Annotated in this window: 14 protein-coding genes and 3 pseudogenes; 12 read left to right on the top strand and 5 right to left on the bottom strand. The window is 70.2% G+C overall.

Translation table 11 applies throughout. From position 1 onward, the window contains the following. Nucleotides 1-37: 37 nt before the first annotated feature. Nucleotides 38-2,734, bottom strand: a complete 2,697-nt coding sequence (gene ppdK, locus ACIOHP_RS29495) for a pyruvate, phosphate dikinase (RefSeq protein WP_401892167.1) — start codon at nt 2,732-2,734, stop codon at nt 38-40. A 344-nt stretch (nt 2,735-3,078) separates the two neighbouring features. Here ppdK and ACIOHP_RS29490 point away from each other — a divergent pair, with 344 nt between their 5' ends. The 5 genes from ACIOHP_RS29490 (at nt 3,079) to ACIOHP_RS29470 (ending at nt 9,617) form a co-directional block, all read left to right on the top strand. Continuing rightward, nucleotides 3,079-3,777, top strand: a complete 699-nt coding sequence (locus ACIOHP_RS29490) for a response regulator (protein ID WP_401892165.1) — start codon at nt 3,079-3,081, stop codon at nt 3,775-3,777. 305 nt (nt 3,778-4,082) lie between these two features. Further along, nucleotides 4,083-5,807, top strand: coding sequence for a GAF domain-containing protein (locus ACIOHP_RS29485; RefSeq protein WP_401892164.1), 1,725 nt, complete (start codon nt 4,083-4,085; stop codon nt 5,805-5,807). 890 nt (nt 5,808-6,697) lie between these two features. Next, nucleotides 6,698-7,297 (top strand): hypothetical protein, encoded by a 600-nt coding sequence (locus ACIOHP_RS29480; RefSeq protein WP_401892163.1) that lies wholly within the window; start codon nt 6,698-6,700, stop codon nt 7,295-7,297. Between the two features lie 483 nt (nt 7,298-7,780). Next, entirely contained in the window at nt 7,781-8,686 is a 906-nt protein-coding gene (locus ACIOHP_RS29475) for a universal stress protein (RefSeq protein WP_401892161.1), read from the top strand. A gap of 25 nt (nt 8,687-8,711) precedes the next feature. Next, nucleotides 8,712-9,617, top strand: coding sequence for a universal stress protein (locus ACIOHP_RS29470; protein ID WP_401892159.1), 906 nt, complete (start codon nt 8,712-8,714; stop codon nt 9,615-9,617). 163 nt (nt 9,618-9,780) lie between these two features. Here the strand turns inward: ACIOHP_RS29470 and ACIOHP_RS29465 are convergent. The 4 genes and pseudogenes from ACIOHP_RS29465 to ACIOHP_RS29450 form a co-directional block, all read right to left on the bottom strand. After that, nucleotides 9,781-9,877: pseudogene (locus ACIOHP_RS29465) on the bottom strand (polyphosphate kinase 2); the annotation flags it as partial. Nucleotides 9,878-9,904: 27 nt separating this feature from the next. Beyond that, a pseudogene (locus ACIOHP_RS29460) lies at nt 9,905-9,976 on the bottom strand (hypothetical protein); the annotation flags it as partial. 102 nt (nt 9,977-10,078) lie between these two features. Continuing rightward, the gene (locus tag ACIOHP_RS29455) at nt 10,079-10,603 is read right to left on the bottom strand and encodes an AAA family ATPase (RefSeq protein WP_401892158.1); all 525 of its coding nucleotides are present in this window, start codon (nt 10,601-10,603) and stop codon (nt 10,079-10,081) included. A gap of 132 nt (nt 10,604-10,735) precedes the next feature. After that, nucleotides 10,736-11,159, bottom strand: a pseudogene (locus tag ACIOHP_RS29450) (cyclic nucleotide-binding domain-containing protein). A gap of 369 nt (nt 11,160-11,528) precedes the next feature. On the opposite strand from ACIOHP_RS29450, the gene ACIOHP_RS29445 reads away from it, so the two are divergent. The 7 genes from ACIOHP_RS29445 to pflA all read left to right on the top strand — a co-directional run bounded on the left by ACIOHP_RS29445 (nt 11,529) and on the right by pflA (nt 19,778). Next, nucleotides 11,529-12,452 carry a carbamate kinase gene (locus ACIOHP_RS29445; protein WP_401892156.1) on the top strand — a complete coding sequence of 308 codons (924 nt, stop codon included), beginning with the start codon at nt 11,529-11,531 and terminating at the stop codon, nt 12,450-12,452. Nucleotides 12,453-12,619: 167 nt separating this feature from the next. Continuing rightward, entirely contained in the window at nt 12,620-13,621 is a 1,002-nt protein-coding gene (locus ACIOHP_RS29440) for an Acg family FMN-binding oxidoreductase (protein WP_401892154.1), read from the top strand. A 443-nt stretch (nt 13,622-14,064) separates the two neighbouring features. After that, nucleotides 14,065-14,505, top strand: a complete 441-nt coding sequence (locus ACIOHP_RS29435; protein ID WP_401892153.1) for a pyridoxamine 5'-phosphate oxidase family protein — start codon at nt 14,065-14,067, stop codon at nt 14,503-14,505. A 223-nt stretch (nt 14,506-14,728) separates the two neighbouring features. Next, complete coding sequence (locus ACIOHP_RS29430) at nt 14,729-15,559, top strand: universal stress protein (protein ID WP_401892152.1); 831 nt, start codon at nt 14,729-14,731, stop codon at nt 15,557-15,559. A gap of 370 nt (nt 15,560-15,929) precedes the next feature. After that, on the top strand, nt 15,930-16,553 hold the full coding sequence (locus ACIOHP_RS29425; RefSeq protein ID WP_401892151.1) for a hypothetical protein: 624 nt from the start codon (nt 15,930-15,932) through the stop codon (nt 16,551-16,553). Between the two features lie 220 nt (nt 16,554-16,773). Next, nucleotides 16,774-19,035 carry a formate C-acetyltransferase gene (gene pflB / locus ACIOHP_RS29420; RefSeq protein ID WP_401892149.1) on the top strand — a complete coding sequence of 754 codons (2,262 nt, stop codon included), beginning with the start codon at nt 16,774-16,776 and terminating at the stop codon, nt 19,033-19,035. Beyond that, the gene (gene pflA, locus ACIOHP_RS29415; protein WP_401892147.1) at nt 19,032-19,778 is read left to right on the top strand and encodes a pyruvate formate-lyase-activating protein; all 747 of its coding nucleotides are present in this window, start codon (nt 19,032-19,034) and stop codon (nt 19,776-19,778) included. Before pflB ends, pflA begins: the two co-directional genes overlap by 4 nt. The last annotated feature ends 86 nt before the right edge of the window (nt 19,779-19,864 follow it).

The following is a 19,864-nucleotide window of genomic DNA, read 5'->3' as shown; positions in this document are numbered from 1 at the left end:
CACCCGGCCCTGGAACAGGGCCGGGTGGGTCACCGCCTCACCTGCTGTCGCTGGCCTCTGTGCCCACCAGCGCCGCCCGGCCGGCCTCCAGACGGGCGATCGGAATGCGGAACGGCGAGCAGGAGACGTAGTCCAGTCCGGCGGAGTGGAAGAAGTGGACGGACTCGGGGTCTCCGCCATGTTCGCCACAGACGCCGATCTTCAGGTCGGGCCGTGCGGCACGGCCTTCGGCGACGGCGATCTCGACCAGTCGGCCCACGCCGTCGCGGTCGATGGTCTCGAACGGGGAGGTGGCGAAGATGCCCTTGTCGAGATAGGCGGAGAAGAATGCCGCCTCGACGTCGTCTCGGGAGAAGCCCCACGTGGTCTGGGTGAGGTCGTTGGTGCCGAAGGAGAAGAACTCGGCTTCCTTGGCGATCCGGCCCGAGGTGAGCGCGGCCCGCGGCAGCTCGATCATGGTGCCCACGGGGCACTGTACGGGGATGCCGGTCTCGCGGGAGACCTCGGCCAGCACCCGTTCCACCACTTCACGCTCGATCCGCAGCTCTTCGACGGCACCGACCAGCGGAACCATGATCTCCGCCTCGGGGGAGCCTCCGGCTCGCTTGCGTTCCACGACCGCCTCGGCGATCGCGCGCACCTGCATGGCGACCAGGCCAGGTATCACCAGGCCGAGCCGCACACCGCGCAGGCCCAGCATCGGGTTCTCCTCGTGCATGCGGTTCACCGCGTCCAGCAAGGCTGTGTCGTGCGGGTCGGGCAGGTCGCCGCGGGCCTCGGCGGTGGCGATGCGGACGGCGAGGTCGGTGTGGTCGGGCAGGAACTCGTGCAACGGCGGGTCCAGAAGGCGGATGGTGACCGGCAGGCCGTCCATCGCCTCCAGGATGCCGACGAAGTCCTGCCGTTGCAGAGGCAACAGCGCGTCCAGCGCACGGTCGCGGGCGATGTCCGTGTCGGCCAGGATCATCTCCTCGACCAGCTTGCGGCGCGCGCCGAGGAACATGTGCTCGGTGCGGCACAGCCCGATGCCCTGGGCGCCGAACCGGCGGGCCCTTGCGGCGTCCTCGGGAGTGTCGGCGTTGGCCCGCACTTCCAGCCGCCGTACGCCGTCGGCCTGTTCCAGCGCGCGGGCCACCGGAGCGACCGCCTCTTCCGACCGTTCGTCGCGCAGACCGGTCTCCAGGTACCGCATGACGACGGAGTCGACGAGCGGGGCCGCGCCCAGATACACGGCACCGGCGGAGCCGTCCACCGAGAGGACCGCGCCTTCCTCCACCACGGTGCCCCCACGGGTGGTGAAGCGGCGGGCATGGGTGTCGACGGTGAGTTCCTCGGCGCCGCAGACGCAGACCTTGCCCATGCCACGGGCCACGACGGCGGCATGACTGGTCTTGCCACCCCGGCTGGTCAGCACCGCCTGGGCGGCGACCATACCGGGCAGATCGTCGGGGGTGGTCTCCTGGCGTACGAGGACGACCTTCTCACCGGCCGCGGCACGCCGTACGGCTTCCGCGGAGTCGAAGACCGCGGCACCGACCGCGGCACCGGGTGAGGCCGGCAGGCCGTGGGCGAGCGCGTCGCCGGTCGCGGAGGTGTCGAAGCGCGGGAACATCAGCCGGGCCAGTCCCTCCCCGCTCACCCGCGTGAGGGCTTCGTCCGCGCTGATGAGCCCCTCGTCGGTCAACTCGGCCGCGATGGCGAACGCGGCCTCGGCGGTGCGCTTGCCGACCCGGGTCTGCAGCATCCACAGCGTGCCGCGCTCGATGGTGAACTCGATGTCGCACAGGTCCCGGTAGTGCCGCTCCAGCGTCAGCATGTGCTCGCGCAGTTGCCCGTACGACTTCGGGTCCAGCCGCTCCAGCTCGGTCAGAGGCACGGTGTTGCGGATGCCGGCGACGACGTCCTCGCCCTGCGCGTTCGTCAGGTAGTCGCCGTACAAGCCGGTGCGGCCCGTCGCGGGGTCGCGGGTGAAGGCGACGCCGCTGCCCGAGTCGGCGCCGAGGTTGCCGAACACCATGCGCTGCACGGTGACCGCGGTGCCCAGATCGTCGGGGATGTGCTCACGCCGCCGGTAGAGGCGGGCCCGTTCACCGTTCCAGGACTGGAAGACGGCGAGGATCGCCCGGCGCAGCTGTTCGGCGGGGGACTGGGGGAAGTCCTCGCCGGTCTCGTCGTGGATCAGGTTCTTGTACACGTCCACGAGTTCGGCGAGATCGCTCGTCTCCAGGTGTACGTCGTCAGAGACACCGCGGATCTCCTTCAACATCTGCATGGCCCTCTCGAAGAGCCCGGCGTCGACACCCATGACCGTGCTGCCGAACATTTGTATGAGGCGGCGGTAGGAGTCCCAGGCGAACCGTTCGCTTCCGGAGGCCTTCGCCAGACCGAGGACGGATTCGTCGGTCAGGCCGATGTCCAGGACCGTCTCCATCATTCCCGGCATGGAGAAGCGTGCTCCGGAGCGGACGGACACCAGCAGCGGGTCGTCCGGCTGCCCCAGCAGCCGTCCGGTGCCGGCCTCCAGGGTCGACAGGTGCCGGGAGACGGCCTCCGACATGCCGTCCGGTTCGGCGCCGGTGACCAGGAAAGCCCGGCAGGCCTCCGTGGTGACGATGAAACCGGGTGGCACCGGCAGGCCCAGCCGGGTCATCTCGGCCAGGTTCGCGCCCTTACCGCCGAGCAGGTCGGCCATGGCACGGCCGCCCTCGTGGAAGTCGTACACGTAACGGACCATGACGCTGTGCTCCTCAGCCTCGTACCGGGGCTCCGTGGACTTGGTTCAGTTCCAGCGTCGAAGGAATGCCGGCCGGACGGCAGGTCCTGGACGTCCCGTCGGATGGGCCGATCGGCCCCAGCTGTGGCCCGGCGCGGAAAGCCCTCGGATTCCGGGGCAGGGGCGCCCGTGGGTGTGGCAGCCGCACCGGAACGGGTAACGGGTAGGTGCAGGTCGAGAAGGTGTGGGAATCAGGGCCGACCGGCCCTGGTCTTTCGGTCCGGATGCGACAAGGATCTCGATTCGGAGGCCGAGCTGCCTGTCGACGGGCAGCGGCGCAGAACATGTGACTCGAGGAGCGATTGATGACGGTCAGCGAGCAGACCGGCCCGGACGGCCCGATCCAGGTCTTCCTGCTGGATGACCACGAGGTGGTACGCCGCGGCGTTCGCGACCTCCTGAACGACGAGCCGGACATCACCGTGGTCGGCGAGGCCGGCAACGTCGAGCAGGCCCTGGTGCGTGTTCCCGCCCTGCGCCCGCAGGTGGCCGTGCTGGACGTCCGGCTGCCCGACGGTGACGGTGTGACCGTGTGCCGTGAGCTGCGCTCGCGCATGCCGGAGCTGGCCTGCCTGATGCTGACCTCGTTCGACGACGAGGAGGCACTCCTCGACTCGATCATGGCGGGGGCGTCCGGCTATGTGCTGAAGCAGATCCAGGGCTCGGACCTGGTGTCGGCCGTGCGCACGGTTGCCCGAGGGCAGTCCCTGCTCGACCCCAGCGCCACCACCAAGCTGATGGCCCGACTCCGCCAGGGCCAGCAGGTGGAGGAGGAACCGGACGCCCTGCCAGGTCTGACCGACCGGGAGCGGGAGATCCTGGCCCTGATCGGCGAAGGACTCACCAACCGCCAGATCGGCCAGCGGCTCTACCTCGCGGAGAAGACGGTGAAGAACCACATCTCCCGCCTGCTGGCGAAACTGGGTGTGGAACGACGCATCCAGGCCGCCGTCATCGCCACGCAGGCCCAGGACAGGCTCAAGCAGGAGGGCCACGGCCGCTGAGCGTTCCGATGGAAGTCCGGTGTCTCCTCGGCGGGCCCGTCGTGGCGGGTTGCGCTCATGCGGCCGAGCCGCCTGTCAGGCGCGGCCTCGCGTCTCTTCGGGGTGCCGCCGAACCGCACTGGGCTTCGCCGGGATCCGCTGGGCCACAGCCCCCTCGGCTCGCCCGCCGCGGGGTGTGAGCACGACCGTCGCCCCGAGCCGTCCGGTCCCGAACCCACCCTGCCCCGACCAGCCGATGGCCCGATATTGTGGCGACTGACCAGCATGGTCGAGCGCGGGCGTGCAAAGGGGCTGGAGGATCGCAGGTGGGAAGCTCCAACGAGTCCCGAGAGGCTCGCGTACGGCTGCCGCAGCTGAGGCTGGATGAGCTGCTGGAGGAGCTCCAGGCCCGTCTGGACGCGGCGCGCGGTACCCGGGACCGGGTGCACAGCCTGCTGGAGGCGGTGCTCTCGGTCGGGCGGGAGCTGGACCTGGAGCAGGCGCTGCGCAGCATCGTGGAGGCCGCGGCGGTACTGGTCGAGGCCGAGTACGCCGCGCTGGGGGTGATCGGGCCGGGCGGCGAATTGCTGTCGGAGTTCCTCACGGTCGGGATCGACGAGGACCAGATCGCCCGGATCGGCCGCTACCCCGAGGGGCACGGCATTCTCGGGGAGCTGATCCGCCGCCCCGAGCCCTTGCGGCTCGCGAAAATCTCCGATCACCCTGCCTCGTACGGCTTCCCGGCCCACCATCCGCCGATGAACACCTTCCTCGGCGTCCCGATCCGGGTGCGCGATCAGGTCTTCGGCAACCTGTACCTGACCGAGAAGCGTGGCGGGGCGCAGTTCGACGAGGACGACGAGTCGGTACTGGCGACCCTCGCGGTAGCGGCCGGTGTGGCAATCGACAACGCCCGGCTGTACGAGGAGTCCCGGCTGCGCGAGCGCTGGCTGCAGGCGAACGCGGAGATCACCCACAGCCTGATGTCCGGCAGCGAGCGCGCCGAGGTTCTCGCGTTGATCGCCGAGCGGGCCAGAGAGAACACCGGGGCGGCGCTCGCCGTGGTCGCGGTGCCCATGGAGGGCACCGACTCGCTCACCGTCGAACTGGCCATCGGGCAGGAGGCGGAGATCCACCGCGGACTGGTGCTGCCCGTCGGCGACAGCCTGATCGGCCGGGCCTTCTCCACGGTTTCCTCCGTCACCAGCCCGGATGTCTCGCGGGATGAGAAGGACTCGGCCGGGCCGCCGCGGTTCACCGGGCTCGGGCCGGCCGTGGCCGTCCCCATCGGCACCGGCGACGGGGTGCGGGGCGTGGTCCTGCTGGTTCGTGAGGCGGGCCGGACGGTGTTCTCCGAGGAGGAGACCGAGCCGCTGCTGGGCTTCGCAGCCCAGGCCGCGGTGGCGATGGAGCTGGCGGAACGCCGCAGCGACGCCGAGCGGATCGCGGTGCTGCAGGACCGCGACCGTATCGCCCGGGACCTGCACGACCTCGCCATCCAGCGACTGTTCGCCACCGGCATGACCCTGCAGAGTGCGGGCCGCTTCATCGAGCACCCGCAGGCCGCGGAGCGGGTGCTGCGGGCCGTGGACGACCTGGACGAGACCATCAAGATCATCAGATCGACCATCTTCGGTCTACGCGAACGGGACGACGGCACCGAGCCCGGCCTGCGGGCCCGGGTCGTGCGTCTGGCAGGCGAGACCGCGCCGGTGCTGGGCTTCCCGCCCAGCCTCCGGATGGAAGGCCTGCTGGACACCCACGTGCCCAGGGAGACCGCCGAGCATGTGGTGGCGGTGCTCTCCGAGGCGCTGACCAACATCGCGCGACACGCTCGCGCCGACCGTGCCGAAGTGGTCCTGGAGACCGACGGCCGCGAGGTGCGGCTGACGGTGTCCGACAACGGCGTGGGCATCCCGCCGGACGGTCGCCGCAGTGGTCTGCGCAACATGGCTGAGCGGGCACAACAGTTGGGCGGGGAATTGAAGTTGGGCACGTCGGCCGGCGGGGGCACCATGCTGGTGTGGCGGGTACCGGTGCTGGAGCGGTAAAGGGGATGTGCTGTCCGGCTCGGCTCACCTTCGCTTCGGCTTGGGGAGCCGCTGCCAGGGCGGCGGTGGCCATCCCCGTACCGTCCGTGGTCCTGGCGGTCGTAGGAGTGCTCCTGCGTCCGGTTGCTCGTACACAACGATGGAGACCGGGCAGCGGATGTGGCGCATGACCGCGTGCCCGACCGGCGCGCTGTGAGGGCTGGCCTTGGTTGGGCGGTTCCTCCGGCCGAGAACCAGCAGGCCGGCCTCGGCGCACCACGAGCAATGACGCGGAAGGCAATGCCGTGCTCTCGAGGGCGAACGCCAGTACGTCCTCGCACGGACGGCCCGTGTTCACGTCCACCACCACAGCCCGGTATGGTGCGCGCCCAGGGCCGGCCGTCGGCGTCCGGCACGTGCACCCCCTCGGCGGCCTGGTCGGCCCGCACCAGCACGAGGGGTCTTGGCACGTGGTCCACCGTCGCCAAGGCCATGAAGCAGCCGAAGCCACTGAACGCACGGCTGCCCGGAAGCGGGAGCTCGGCCACCGCGCCCACCGGGACCAGGGCTTCGGGCGCGGGCGCGCAGAACTGCTCGGTACTGAAGTACACCTGCGGGTAGCGGTCCTTGAGCTGGCCCATTGCGCCCCGCAGATTCCGCCGAGCCCGGCTAAGACAGGCGCGGGACGCATGCGACGAGAGCCGGTCGGAGCCCAGGACAGGGCCACTCGGCCCATGCGGCCGGCGCGTTCGCGGCCGAGGCTGGAAATGGTCCGTGACATACCGAGGAGTGGGCGATGCACAACATCGGCGCGTCCGCGACGGCCCAGCCGTATTCGGAACACCACTTCCGTGCCCGCCGCGATGCCGAACGGTCATCGCGGAGCGACAATTGCATGGGGGTGTCCATCGATGGCACAGACGCGGCGTAAGAAAGCGAAGCGGGTGTGGTTCTGGCGGTGGCGGAGCAATCCACTCCGGCGCCGCAGCGACTCCGCGGAGGCGTGGATCGTGCTCGCCACCTGGACTCTGGCCCTGCTGGGAAGCCTGATCGTCGGCCAGATGACGATGCAGGCCGTGCAGGACAGCATCGCCTCACGGCGCGCCCAGGTGCACGCAGTGTCGGCCACCCTGACCGAGAACGCGGCGAAGACCGCGACCGCGACGGAGTTCGGAACCAGCGGTGACGCGGTGTGGGCGAAGGTGCGGTGGACGTCCGCTGACGGGTCTACGCACACGGGCACGGCGAGGGCCGAGCCCGGCAGCAAGGCGGGCACAGCGGCCACCGTATGGACTGACAGCACCGGCAAGCAGGTCACCGAGCCCTCCACAGCGGCCGAGGCGATGCTGGAATCGACGTTCGCGGGTGTGTTGTTCGGGGCGAGCGCCGGTGCCGGAGCGCTGCTGTGCGGATGGCTGGTCCGGGGGCGTCTGGAGCGGCGACGCATCGCGGAGTGGGACGCGGAGTGGAAGCAGGTCGGTCCCCAGTGGCGGAAGCGGATGCTCGGCTGACTGGGGCGACCGGGTCCCGATCATCGACTGGCTGCGACACACGCGCCGGTTCTCAGGCGTGGACGATGACGACCTCCGTGTGCACGACGCGGGTCCGCTCGGTGCCCCAGCGAGGCTTCCTGAGAGAGGGCCGGACGGCACCGCGGGTGCCACGACGCACAACAGACCCACTGTGATCGCCGGCGCGGCCGTCATCAGCGCCGTGGCCTAATCCGGGCCGACCGAGAGCCCAGAGACAGGCGACCGGTGGGAGGCCGGTCATCCCTGTGTATGCCATCACCTGCGGCACCAGTCATGCGGCCACCGTCACCTCGGTCGGCACGTGGGACAACTTCTGTGGGCCCGGCAGCGACAGCCGACACAGCGAGGACATGTCTCGGCCGATGGGGCCCATCGGCCCCGGACCGGGGACCTGTGGTCTCTGCACCGTGTCCCTGGTCGCCACCACTCTGGAATCAGAACCCCGACCAGGAGGTGGACAACATGTCCCGCAACGTCATCGTGGGCCTCGACGGCTCGTCCGAGAGCCGTGCAGCCGCAGAGTGGGCGGCCCGCGAGGCGAAGCTGCGCGGCCTGCCGCTGCGGCTGGTGCACGTCTGGGAACCCGTCCCCGAGCCCATGGCCCAGGCCCCGCTCCTGGGCGCCGAGACGCAACAGCACTGGAGCGAACGGATTCCGCGTGAGACGGCCGACGGGCTCCGCCTGCGCCATCCCGGCGTGCACGTGGAGGTGGAGCAGATTTCCGGCAAACCGATGGACGCGCTGCCGGAGGTGTCGAAGGACGCCGAGCTGCTTGTCCTCGGCTCGCGCGGGCTGAGCGGCCTCGCGGGATTCCTTGTGGGGTCCGTGGGCATGGCGGTGATCGCCCACACGGAGACCCCCGTCGTCCTGGTGCGGGCCGGGGAACAGGCTTCCGACGAGCACGAGCCGGACCCGGCGGGCATCCCGTCCGCCGCCACCCCGTACCGGCCGGTGGTGCTCGGCCTCGACGCCGGCCACTCCGACGACACAGTGATCACCTTCGCCTTCGAGGAAGCCTCCCGCCGCGGCACCGCGCTGAAGGTCGTGTACGGCTGGAACCTTCCTCCCTACTTCGCCTACGGACTGCCCGCCGACCCCGAGCTCAACGCCGAGCGGGGCCGCCAGGAGGCCGCCGCGCTGGCCGCGGCACTACGCCCGTGGCGGCAGAAGTACCCGGACGTCGAGGTCGTCGAGGCGTCGCACTCCGGCAGTCCCGCCAACCAGGTCATCGACGCCTCCCGCGAGGCATCGCTGGTCGTCGTCGGTCGCCGGATCCGCCGCAGCCCCATCGGTGCCCACATCGGTTCTGTCACGCACGCGGTGCTGCACCACGCCACCGCTCCTGTCGCCGTCGTCGCGCACGGCTGAAGGCACCCGCTGAAGGAGTGGAGATATGAACGCACCGGTCGAACGAGCCCTCCTCGCTCCCGTGGTCGTGGGAGTGGACGGCTCCGAGCCGAGCCTGCGCGCCGTCGACTGGGCGGCCGACGAGGCCGTGCTGCGCGGAGTGCCGCTGCGGATGGTGTACGCCTGCCTGTGGGATCGGTACGAGGGTGCCGCAGTGGCGCGGGACATCGGCAGGCCGACCGCGCTGCCGCTGCCCCAGGACGTCGTCGGCGCCGCCGTTCAGCGGGCACGCACGAGACATCCCGACGTGCAGGTGAGCGCCGACGTGGTGTTCGAGGAGCCGGAGTACGCCCTGTTCCGTGAGGGGCGGGACGCCTCTGTCCTGGTTGTGGGTACCCGTGGTCGCGGCGGCATCGCAGAGATGCTGCTCGGCTCCGTCAGCCTTGCGGTCGCGGCGAGTGCCGACTGCCCCGTGATCGTGCTGCGCGGCAGCCACGACAACCAGGCGATGCCTCCGGTCCACGGTCGTGTTGTCGTGGGTGTCGGTGAGGAGGTGAAGGAGTCGGCGGTCGTGCGGTTCGCCGCCGAGGAGGCGCGGCGCCGCGGCGTGCCGCTGGAGGCCGTACGGGCCTGGAGGTGCCCTGCGCACGAGACCACCGACCATCCACTGCTGGCCGGAGATCCCGCTCGCCTGCACGAGGAGAAGGCGGTCGAGGAGCTGGAGGCGGCATTGCAGGATGTCCCAGCGGACGTCGATGTCCACCGGCGCACCGTCGAGGGACACGCCCGCCGGGTGCTGGTCGACGCCTCGCATGAGGCCGACCTGCTGATTGTCGGTGCCCGGCGTCGCGAGGGGCGCTTCGGGCTCCAGCTTGGAAGGGTTGCCCACGCGGCATTGCACCACTCCGCCTGTGCGGTCGCCGTCGTACCGCACCGGGAGCACGAGGCCTGACGGAGGCTCAGAAGCTCGCCGCGTGATCGGGACGCAGGTCTGGAAGATCGCGCGGCGGGTGCTCGTGTCCCGGCGATGACGGCTTGGGCGGCAGATCGAGCACTGTCGGAGGCTGCCGCAGAGTCTCGGTGATGCCGGCGATCACTGGCGTTGGGCCCTCGGCCCGCGAGTGGGCCTCCCTTCGGGTGATCGACTCCAGGTCATCGGAGACAGCTTCCAGCGCCGCAGCGGACCAGCCGACGCCGGAAGCGCTCCTGTCTCTTGGGAGATGCAGCCCAGGACCGGTCGAACAGCACAATCTCCGCGGCGGTCGGCGGATGCTCGACGTACCGATGGAAGCACCACTGACCGCGTTTCAGGGCCGCCCCAAGTCTGTTCTGAGGCCTGTCCGGCGGATCTTTCCGGGCTCGGCGCTCCTGGCACGGTTGCGTTACCGGGTGGCACCGGGGGTGGCCGGACAGTCACGCGAGCGATGGCCACCGATCAGCCGCCCACTCCAGCCATCCTGACCACCCAGGAGGCGGACCTCCTACCTCATGTCCATCGAGTTCCGTGGCGTCGGGCTCCTCGAACAGGGTCCTCCAGTGCAAGAGGTCTGCTTCGTTCATTGCGAAGGTCTGATCAGGGGTGGTCGACTTGCGATGGGCGATCCGAGCACGTTGGGTCTCATGGTCCACCGGCACGTACACGAGTTGACAGGACGCGCCTACAGACATCACCAACCAGCGGATCGCGGACCGCTCATCACGAGACCAGCATCCGAAATCCAAGACCACGTTCGTTCCCAGCTTCAGCGCCTCCAGACCCAGCCAGAGCAGCCGTCCTTCCAGCACATCGCGCTTCCCGGCCGGCTGCGGATCACCGAACAGCGGGAGCATCCACTCATCCGGCGTCAGCCGCAGCGCGCTGTGCCCCTTGGCCAGTTGTCGAGCTCTCGTGGTCTTTCCGGCCCCGGGCAGGCCGACCGTCAGGAACAACGTCGTCACGGCCGGATCCTGTCACGAAGGCCAGTCACGGCTCGAGGCAAATAGCGGATCGAAGCATCACATCGCTGACGATGTGCGGGTTGGCGTGCGTGGTGTCTCCTTCGGCGCTGTCTCTTCGACTCGTCGGCGTGGTCACAGGAGGCTGCCGCTGCCGTACGGGGCGTACAGATTCGGCAGCCGGGTGCGGGCCGCCTGAAGGCGGTGGGCGAGGACGTCGTCCCCCCATTGCGTGACGCTCGTGCCGAGTGCGGGGTCGTCCCGGCATATCGAGCGGAGCGCGACGGCGTCGAATTCGTAGGCGCGGACCGGGCTCGTCGCCGCGGCACCCAGATGCCAGGCATGCGGGGCGAACAGCCAGGACCAGCCGATGAGTTCGTCGTGTCGGAGAGTCTCCATGACGGCCGCATGTCGAGGTCGACGCTTCCGGTAGGGATGACCCAGAACCGGTCGGCGCGCGGCCGCCCTCCTCGAAGAGAAGGGTGCCCTGCGGGAACGGCACCTCACGGGCGAAGCGCATCAGACGTCGGCGGTGCTCGGCCGGCAGCGCCTGCAGCATGTCGGCCGCGGCGGGAGCGTTCACGGCGTGCCTCCAGTCACGGCGTGCGAACCTGCCATGTCCTGCGTGCTCACGTGCCCCGCGCCGGGCGATGGGCCACCCGGTCCCATGTCCGGGCCGGTTGGCACCGCGTCCGGGGCCTTCGGCACCCTGTGCCGGAACGATCCTCGATGTTCGATGAAGTCGGGACACTCCTCCGTGGGAGGGGGGTGTGCACCGTGGCCGCGTCACTCACCTCGGAGTGCGGATCTCTCGACGGCCGAGGACACCGGGGAGGTCTCCTCGTCCGGCTCCATCGCCCTGGATCAGGCGGGGAACGGCCCCACTCCGGCAGCGCCCTCGTCAACACCATCCTGGAGGACCAAGACCATGCGTATCGTCATCGCTCTCGGCGGCAATGCCCTGTTGCACCGGGGTGAACGCCCTGACGCGGACGTGCAGGAGGCGAACATCGACAGGGTGACCACCGCGATCGCCGGCCTCGCCCTGGAACACGAGATCGTCATCACCCATGGCAACGGACCCCAGATCGGCCTGCTCGCCATGGAGAGCGCCGCGGATCCGGCGCTCAGAGCTTCGTACCCGCTGGACCTTCTCGGCGCCCAGACACAGGGGATGATCGGCTCCCTGCTGGTCCGCGCGATGTACGACGCCTTGCCGGGGCGCCCGATCGCCGCGCTGGTCACGCACACTCGTGTACGGGCCGACGATCCGGCCTTCGGCACACCCACGAAGTTCGTCGGCCAGGTCTACCCCCGCAAGATCGCCGAGTCCCTCGCTCGCACACATGGTTGGCACATCGCCAAGGACGGCACGGGCTGGCGCCGCGTCGTCCCCTCACCATCGCCCGAACGGATCCTGGAGACCGAGACCATCCACGGACTGCTGGGCAGTGGCGTCCTCGTCATCTGCGCCGGCGGTGGAGGTGTACCGGTCACCGCCGACCAGGACACCGGTGCACTGACCGGGGTCGAGGCGGTCGTCGACAAGGACCTCACGGCGGCTCTGCTCGCCGAGGACCTCAAGGCCGACTTCCTGCTCATCCTCACCGACGTCCCGTGCGTCTACGCCGGCTACGGCACCCACGACGCGCAGCCCGTCCTCGACGCGACCCCCGACGACCTGCGCCGCGGAGGCTACCCGGCCGGGTCCATGGGCCCCAAGGCGGAGGCAGCCGCCAGGTTCGTCGAGCGCACTGGAGCACTCGCGGCCATCGGTGCCCTGGACGCGGCGTACGAGATCATTCACGGGAGATCAGGCACCCTCGTACGCCCTGACCTGGCAACCGGCTGAGTGGGCGATGCCGGCGCACCGCCGCGAGAGCCGCTCACACCCGTGAGGTGTGCCCGTCCGGCCCGCCGGCGGGACCATCGGCCTCTCACCGGGGTGAAGGCCAAGCACCCACGCTCGTAGGAACGCACTGCACTACCTGTCCCACGGCGACGTGTGAGGAGGGCATCGTGCACAACACAACCCTGGATGCCGTGAATCCGGAGACCTGCGTGTGGGCCGCTGTCGCCGCGCCCTCGATCCACAACACCCAGCCATGGTCCTTCCGCCTGGATCCCCTGTCGGCCACGTTCCAGGTGCGCGCCGCCCCGGAACGCGGTCTGCGCCACGCGGACCCGGCAGGTCGCGCCCTGCATCTTTCGGTGGGAGCGTCCCTCCTGAATCTCCGGGTCGCGATCGCGCACGCCGGATGGTCGCCGGTGAGGCGCCTGTTGCCCTCCCCGGAGGACCCGGGCCTGCTCGCCATCGTCCGCTTGGCAGGGGCCGCTGCCCGGCGCCCCACGGAGCATCGGACCGATCTGTATGAAGCGATCTGGCGCAGGCGCAGCAGCCGCCTCCCGTTCTCAGGGCGGCCGTTGCCACCGTATCTACGGAACGAACTCGGTGAAGCGGCCCGCGCGGAGGGCGCTCGGCTCTGGTTCCCCGACCCCGTCGAGACGGGGCGGCTGCTCCGCCTGACCGCAGAGGCCGAGCGCCGCAACCGCGTCGATGCCGACCGCGCCGACGAGAGCAACCGCTGGGTGCACCAAGACCTGCGACCAAGGCCAGACGTGGGCCTGCCGCGGGCGGTACTCGGCCTCCAGGACGCCCGCGAACACCTTCCCTTGCGGGACTTCACCGCGCAGCGGCACACCGAGCGGCTGCTCGCCCGACCGTTTGAGGCGGCACCCGTCATCGCTGTGCTCCTCACTGAGCACGACCGCCGCGCCGACTGGCTGCGGGCCGGGCAGGCTCTTCAGCACGTGTGGCTCCTCGCCACAGCGCATCGTGTGTGCGCCTCGCTGCTGCACCAGGGGCTGGAGTGGCCGGACCTGCGGAGTTCGCTGAGTCCGATGCCCGGTCGGACCGGTCATGTTCAGATGCTCATCCGCCTTGGATACGGGCCCGAAGGCGTCGCGAGTCCGCGGCGCGTCCCGAGCATGGTGCTCGATGGCGTGCCGGCTGAGCGTTGAGCAGACCGGGCGCGTTCTGTTGGGGGTTCAGTAGCCCCTTAGAGGGGGCGCGCGGGGCTGCGGCAATGCGCGGCTCCGCCGTGTGAAGCGACCGGCTACGACGGTGCCGTAGACGATCGACGGCATGTCGCGGCACGTCCAGCGGCGCGCTCGGCACGTCCGCATGGACATCAACTTCCGGTCACGACCTGCGGTGCACGGGCCAGGGCCGTGGCCAGGTCTGGACGGAGCTCGAAGACGCCTGCCGGACCAACGGCGTGAAGGATCCGCCGGAGAGCCCCCTGTCGGTGACCGGCCGGAACCGGCCGCGCCCTCGTGGCCCACCCGACCGCGGGCCCGTTCTCCGGCGCGACCGGGACTCGTGGCCCCTCGTCCTCGGGCCCCGATCGGCTCAGGGTAGAGGCACGCAGCACCGCTGTACCAGGCGAAGGACGGGCCGGCAGATGAACCCCAACGACGGATCCCGCGCACTCGGGCGGCAGGAGTGCCTGCGGCCGATGGACAGGGCACCCATCAGCCACGTCGTCTGCACACGCGGGGCGCTGCCCGCCGTGCTGCCGGTCAACTTCGTCCTGGACGCCGACGGTTGGGTTCTGCTGCGCGCCTCTGCGGCCTCGGAACTGGTGCGCTCGATCGACGGCGCGGTGGTTGCCTTCGAGGTGGACGATGTCGACGCGGCCGGACACTGCGGCTGGAGCATTGTCGTCACGGGCGCGGCCACGGTGGTGACCGACGCCGCCGAGCATGAGTGCCTGGACCGCACAGGCCCGGTCTCCTGGGTTCCCGCGCCGCAGGAGGTCTTCGTTCGCATCGAGCCCGAGCTGGTCGCCGGGCGTGAGTTCGTCGGTGGGCGAACCGTGTACGGGGTGGATGTCACCGCATGAAGGTCCGCCAGCCTTCTTGGTCGGGCCCGGGGCCGTACGGCCCGCTGGTTCGGGACGTACGGCGTGTCGACAGGTTCTGTCGGCCTCTCCTTGGGGCGTCCGCGGGCGGCGAGCATCGCTCGTGCGGGGCGTCCTGGTACCCCGCGTGCCGGCGGCTGCGAATTCGCCGCCGACGGCACATCACGGGAGTGACCGGCGCACGGAACAGAAGGGAGTCAGAACAATGCCTGACCGTCATGTGGTCGTTGGAGTGGACGGTTCACTGATCGCCGTACGGGCGCTGGACTGGGCTGTGGAGGAAGGGGTGCGCCGCGGCGCCGTGTTGCGCGTGGTCTACGCCGTGGCCGACCGCGATGAGGCGGGGCCCGTTCTGGCGTCGGCCGCCTCGCGGGTCCGCGAGCGCCACCCCGGTGTGCCGGTGGAGACGAGGGCAGTGGAGGGCGGGGCCGTGCGGGCGCTGGCGGGAGAGAGCAAGGACGCGGTTCTCACGGTCGTGGGCACCCGGGGGTTCGGCGGGGTGAGCGGCCTGTTGGCCGGTTCGGTGAGCTGGCGCCTGGCTGTGCAGGCGCACGGTCCGTTGCTGGTCGTCCGTGGGGACCACCCCTGCGACGAGGGGCGCGAGGTGCTGCTCGGTCTGGAGAGCGACGCCGACGAGGCCGCAGCCGTCTATGCCTTCCAGGAGGCGGCACGGCGCGGGGTCCAGCTGCACGTCCTGCATTCCCCGACGCACCGGCGCCCCACGCCCGAACTGCCTTCACTGGTGAGCGCGACGAGTGCGGGCCGGGAGCGCCAGGCGCGCGACGACCTGGCGGAAGAAGCCGTTCCGCGGTTCGGCATCGCCCGCCTGCGCGAGGAGTATCCCGAGGTCGGGGTCGACAGCCGGACGGTCAGCACCAGCCCGTCCCACGCCCTGCTGACGCGTACGCGCCACGCTGGCGTCGTGGTCATCGGCGCGCGTCGGCGAGCAGGCCGGCTCGGTCCACAGCTCGGCCCGGTCGCGCACGTTCTGTTGCACCACTCCCACTGCCCAGTGGTGCTGGTGCCGAAGACCTGAAGACAAGCGCCGGGGCCGAGGCGGATGGGCCGGTCGGCCCTGATCCGGGAGTGGGCCGGCACCGAGAGCGGCGAGCGGGAGCCGGACGTGGTGCGAGCGACTTCGAGTACGACGGCCGGTTCACCCCGCACAAGCCGGTGGTCTCGGCGTGCCACGGCCACCCCCGTCACCGTACAGACCTGCCTGAGATCGCCGACTGGGCCCGGGACCGCTGACGGAAGCCAACGGGCCCCGCACAGAGGGCCGTTCGGCCCGCGGTCCCGGGCCCTGCAGCCCCTCCGAAGGGCGTCGCCGGGGCGGGACATTGAAGGTGCAACAAGAGTCGTCCATCGCATTCTGCGCGTCGCGCCCCTCGAAAGGGATGAGCATCATGGCAGTGCACGACCACCCCACCCGGCACCTGGGATTCCGTTTCCCGTCCCTGCGCAGGACCGGGACGGCTCCCGCCTCCGACGCCGAGACGACCGCCGCCGCGACGGCGACCCGTGCGTACGTGTTCGCCGGTCTGCGGGTCCTGACGGGGTTCGTCTTCCTGTGGGCCTTCCTGGACAAGACCTTCGGCTTCGGCTACGCGACCCCGTCCGGCAAGGGCTGGATCGACGGCGGCTCGCCCACCATGGGCTTCCTCAGCGGCGTGTCCGCCGGACCGATGGAGTCCACCTTCCATGACTGGGCCGGGGCCACCTGGGCCAACTGGCTGTTCATGCTCGGTCTGCTCGCCATCGGCCTCGCCCTGATCGCCGGCATCGGCCTGCGGCTCGCCGCGGTCGCGGGCACGCTCATGATGGCGCTGATGTGGATCGCCGAGTGGCCGCCGGCCAAGCATCTGTCCGACGGGTCGCTGAGCATGTCGACCAACCCGTTCGCCGACTACCACGTCGTCTACGCCGTCGTCCTGATCGCCCTCGCGGCCGCGGGCGCCGGTGCCACCTGGGGCCTGGGCAAGGCCTGGGCGCGGCTGCCGTTCGTCAGCCGCAACCGCTGGCTGATCTGAGGGCTGTATGCCCGTCGGACCGGGGCGCCCCCACTTGTCTGCGGGGGCGCCCCGGTCTGTGTGCCCCGGCGAGGCCCGGCCTGACCAGGCCCAACGGCCCCTCCGAGAGAGGGACCGTTGGCGCGCCCGGGGTGCGCCGACCGGCCCTGCCCGCAGGCAGCGCGAGCCACGAGTATGACAGTGCAGACAGTTCACGTGCGGAGCGAGGGAGAGACCGGCGATGACGGCAACGGTGACAGCTGGACCCCAGCCGACGACCGAGGCGTGGCGAGGCTTCGCCGGCACGCGTTGGCGGGGCCACATCGACGTGCGCGACTTCATCCAGTCCAACTACACGCCCTACGAAGGCGATTCCGCGTTCCTCACCGGGCCGACCGAACGCACGCTCACCGTCTGGGACAAGATCGCTCGGCTGTTCCCCGAGGAACGGCGCCTGGGCATCCTCGACGTCGACCCGGGCAACCCGTCCACCATCACGTCGCACCGGCCGGGCTTCATCGACCGTGACCGCGAACTGATCGTCGGTCTGCAGACCGACGCCCCGCTGAGGCGGGCGATCATGCCCAACGGCGGGCTGCGGATGGTCGAGAACGGACTGAAGGCGTACGGCTACGAGGCCGACCCCTTCGTCACGCGCGTCTTCAGCACGTACCGCAAGACCCACAACGACGGCGTATTCGACGCCTACACCCCCGAGATGCGCGCCGCCCGCAAGGCCGGCATCATCACCGGACTACCGGACGCGTACGGCCGTGGCCGGATCATCGGCGACTACCGGCGGGTCGCGCTGTACGGCACGGACCGCCTCATCGAGGCCAAGCGCGCCGAACGAGCTCTGCTGGACGCGCGGCCCTCCAGCCCGGACGTCATCCGGGACCGCGAGGAACTGGCCGAGCAGGAAAGGGCGTTGGGCGAGCTGGCCCAGATGGCGGCCTCGTACGGCTGCGACGTCACCCGCCCCGCCGTCACCGCGCACGAAGCCGTGCAGTGGCTCTATCTGGGCTTCCTGGCGGCGGTGAAGGAGCAGAACGGCGCCGCGATGTCACTCGGCCGTACCTCCACCTTCCTGGACGTCTATCTCCAGCGCGACCTGGATGAGGGGATCCTCGACGAGACACGTGCCCAGGAGCTGATCGACGACTTCGTGATCAAGCTGCGGATCGTCCGTTTCCTGCGCACACCCGAGTACGACGCACTGTTCTCCGGCGACCCGACCTGGGTGACGGAGTCCATCGGCGGTATGGGCGCGGACGGCCGCACGCTGGTCACCCGCACCTCGTTCCGCTTCCTGCAGACCCTGTACAACCTCGGCCCGGCCCCCGAGCCCAACCTGACGGTCCTGTGGTCGCCCCGACTGCCGTCCGGATTCAAGGAGTTCTGCGCGCAGGTCTCGATCGACACGAGTGCGATCCAGTACGAGTCCGACGACCTGATGCGCCCGCGCACCGGTGACGACACGGCGATCGCCTGCTGTGTCTCGGCGATGGCGGTGGGCCGGCAGATGCAGTTCTTCGGCGCACGCGTCAACCTTGCCAAGGCTCTCCTGTACGCGATCAACGGCGGCCGGGACGAGATGACCGGCGAGCAGATCGCACCCGAGGCCCCCGCGCTGACCCGCGAACACCTGGACTACGAGCAGCTGTCGAAGGCGTACGACCACATGCTCGACTGGCTGGCGGCCACCTACGTCAACACGCTCAACGTCATCCACTACATGCACGACAAGTACGCCTACGAGCGCATCGAGATGGCACTGCACGACCACCCCGTGCACCGCTTCATGGCCTGCGGCATCGCGGGTCTGTCGGTCGCCGCCGACAGCCTGTCCGCGGTCAAGTACGCGCGGGTGAAGGTGATCCGCGACGCGACCGGCCTGGCCGTCGACTACGAGATCGAGGGCGACTACCCGGCGTACGGAAACAACGACGACCGCGCGGACGAGATTGCCGCCGACCTGGTCCGGTCGTTCATGGCCAAGGTGCGCAAGCACCCCACGTACCGCGACGCCGAGCACACGCAGTCGGTGCTGACCATCACCTCCAATGTGGTGTACGGCAAGCACACCGGCAACACCCCCGACGGACGCCGTGCCGGACAGCCCTTCGCCCCCGGGGCCAACCCGATGAACGGCCGCGACCTGCACGGCGTGGCCGCCTCGGCCCTCTCGGTGGCCAAGCTCCCGTACGAGCAGGCCCGGGACGGCATCTCGCTCACCACGACCATCACGCCCGAGGGACTGGGGCACGACCCGGCCGAGCGAGCGGGCCACCTGGTCGGCATCCTGGACGCGTACACGGCCTCCGGCGGCTTCCACATGAACGTCAACGTCCTGGACCGGGCGACGCTCCAGGACGCCATGGAACACCCGCAGAAGTACCCGGAGCTGACCGTCCGGGTCTCCGGATACGCCGTCAACTTCGTCCGCCTGACCCGTGAGCAGCAGCTCGACGTGATCAGCCGTACCTTCCACGGATCGCTATGAAGACCACGGTCGAACCGGTCACGGGCCGGATCCACTCCTGGGACCTCTCCACGGGGGTGGACGGTCCCGGGACCCGGTTCGTGCTGTTCCTCAGCGGCTGCCCGCTGCGATGCCTGTACTGCGCCAACCCCGACACCTGGCACATGCGCGACGGCAAGCGGACCACCGTCGACGAAGTGACGGCCGAGATCGAGAAGTACCGGCACTTCATCACGACCGCCGGCGGGGGAGTGACGCTCACCGGCGGGGAGGCCCTGTTGCAGCCCGCGTTCACGGCGGGGATCTTCCGTCGCTGCAAGGAGCTCGGCCTGCACACGGCCCTCGACACCTCTGGCTTCCTCGGCGCCCGCGCCAGCGACGAACTACTCGCCGACACCGACCTGGTCCTGCTCGACATCAAGTCGTTCGACGTCCGGACCTACCGCAGGCTGACCGGAGGGGACCTCTCCCCGACCCTCAATTTCGCCACCCGCCTGGACCGGCTCGGCGTCCCGGTGTGGATCCGCTACGTCCTCGTGCCCGGCTGGACCGACGATATGGCAGCGGTCGACGGCCTCGGCGCGTTCCTCGCCGGGCTGGGCAACGTCGACCGGGTGGACGTCCTGCCGTTCCACAAACTCGGTGCCCACAAGTACGACGCTCTGGGGATCACCTTCCCCCTGCGGGACACTCCCACCCCGGACCCGGACCTGACGGAGCGGGTACGCGAGCAGTTCCGGGAACACGGGCTGCGGGCGCTGTGACAGGGCTGCCTGGCGCGGCGTGACCGGGGCACAGCGAGCCAGAGCCCCCGACCGGCGGTGATATCCGGTCGGGGGCTCGGGATTTC

It is taken from the genome of Streptomyces sp. NPDC087859 (assembly GCF_044742595.1).
GTDB classification, from domain to species: Bacteria; Actinomycetota; Actinomycetes; order Streptomycetales; family Streptomycetaceae; genus Streptomyces; species Streptomyces canus_F.
The sequence above is the reverse complement of the archived record's forward strand: the minus strand, read 5'-3'. Positions and strand labels throughout refer to the sequence as shown.

What these genes read in the sequence shown, in the direction of transcription:
- ppdK (WP_401892167.1), bottom strand. Translation starts at nt 2,734, where the DNA reads ATGGTCCGTTACGTGTACGACTTCCACGAGGGCGGCCGTGCCATGGCC.
- ACIOHP_RS29490 (WP_401892165.1), top strand. Translation starts at nt 3,079, where the DNA reads ATGACGGTCAGCGAGCAGACCGGCCCGGACGGCCCGATCCAGGTCTTC.
- ACIOHP_RS29480 (WP_401892163.1), top strand. Translation starts at nt 6,698, where the DNA reads ATGGCACAGACGCGGCGTAAGAAAGCGAAGCGGGTGTGGTTCTGGCGG.
- ACIOHP_RS29475 (WP_401892161.1), top strand. Translation starts at nt 7,781, where the DNA reads ATGTCCCGCAACGTCATCGTGGGCCTCGACGGCTCGTCCGAGAGCCGT.
- ACIOHP_RS29470 (WP_401892159.1), top strand. Translation starts at nt 8,712, where the DNA reads ATGAACGCACCGGTCGAACGAGCCCTCCTCGCTCCCGTGGTCGTGGGA.
- ACIOHP_RS29445 (WP_401892156.1), top strand. Translation starts at nt 11,529, where the DNA reads ATGCGTATCGTCATCGCTCTCGGCGGCAATGCCCTGTTGCACCGGGGT.
- ACIOHP_RS29435 (WP_401892153.1), top strand. Translation starts at nt 14,065, where the DNA reads ATGAACCCCAACGACGGATCCCGCGCACTCGGGCGGCAGGAGTGCCTG.
- ACIOHP_RS29430 (WP_401892152.1), top strand. Translation starts at nt 14,729, where the DNA reads ATGCCTGACCGTCATGTGGTCGTTGGAGTGGACGGTTCACTGATCGCC.
- ACIOHP_RS29425 (WP_401892151.1), top strand. Translation starts at nt 15,930, where the DNA reads ATGGCAGTGCACGACCACCCCACCCGGCACCTGGGATTCCGTTTCCCG.
- pflB (WP_401892149.1), top strand. Translation starts at nt 16,774, where the DNA reads ATGACGGCAACGGTGACAGCTGGACCCCAGCCGACGACCGAGGCGTGG.
- pflA (WP_401892147.1), top strand. Translation starts at nt 19,032, where the DNA reads ATGAAGACCACGGTCGAACCGGTCACGGGCCGGATCCACTCCTGGGAC.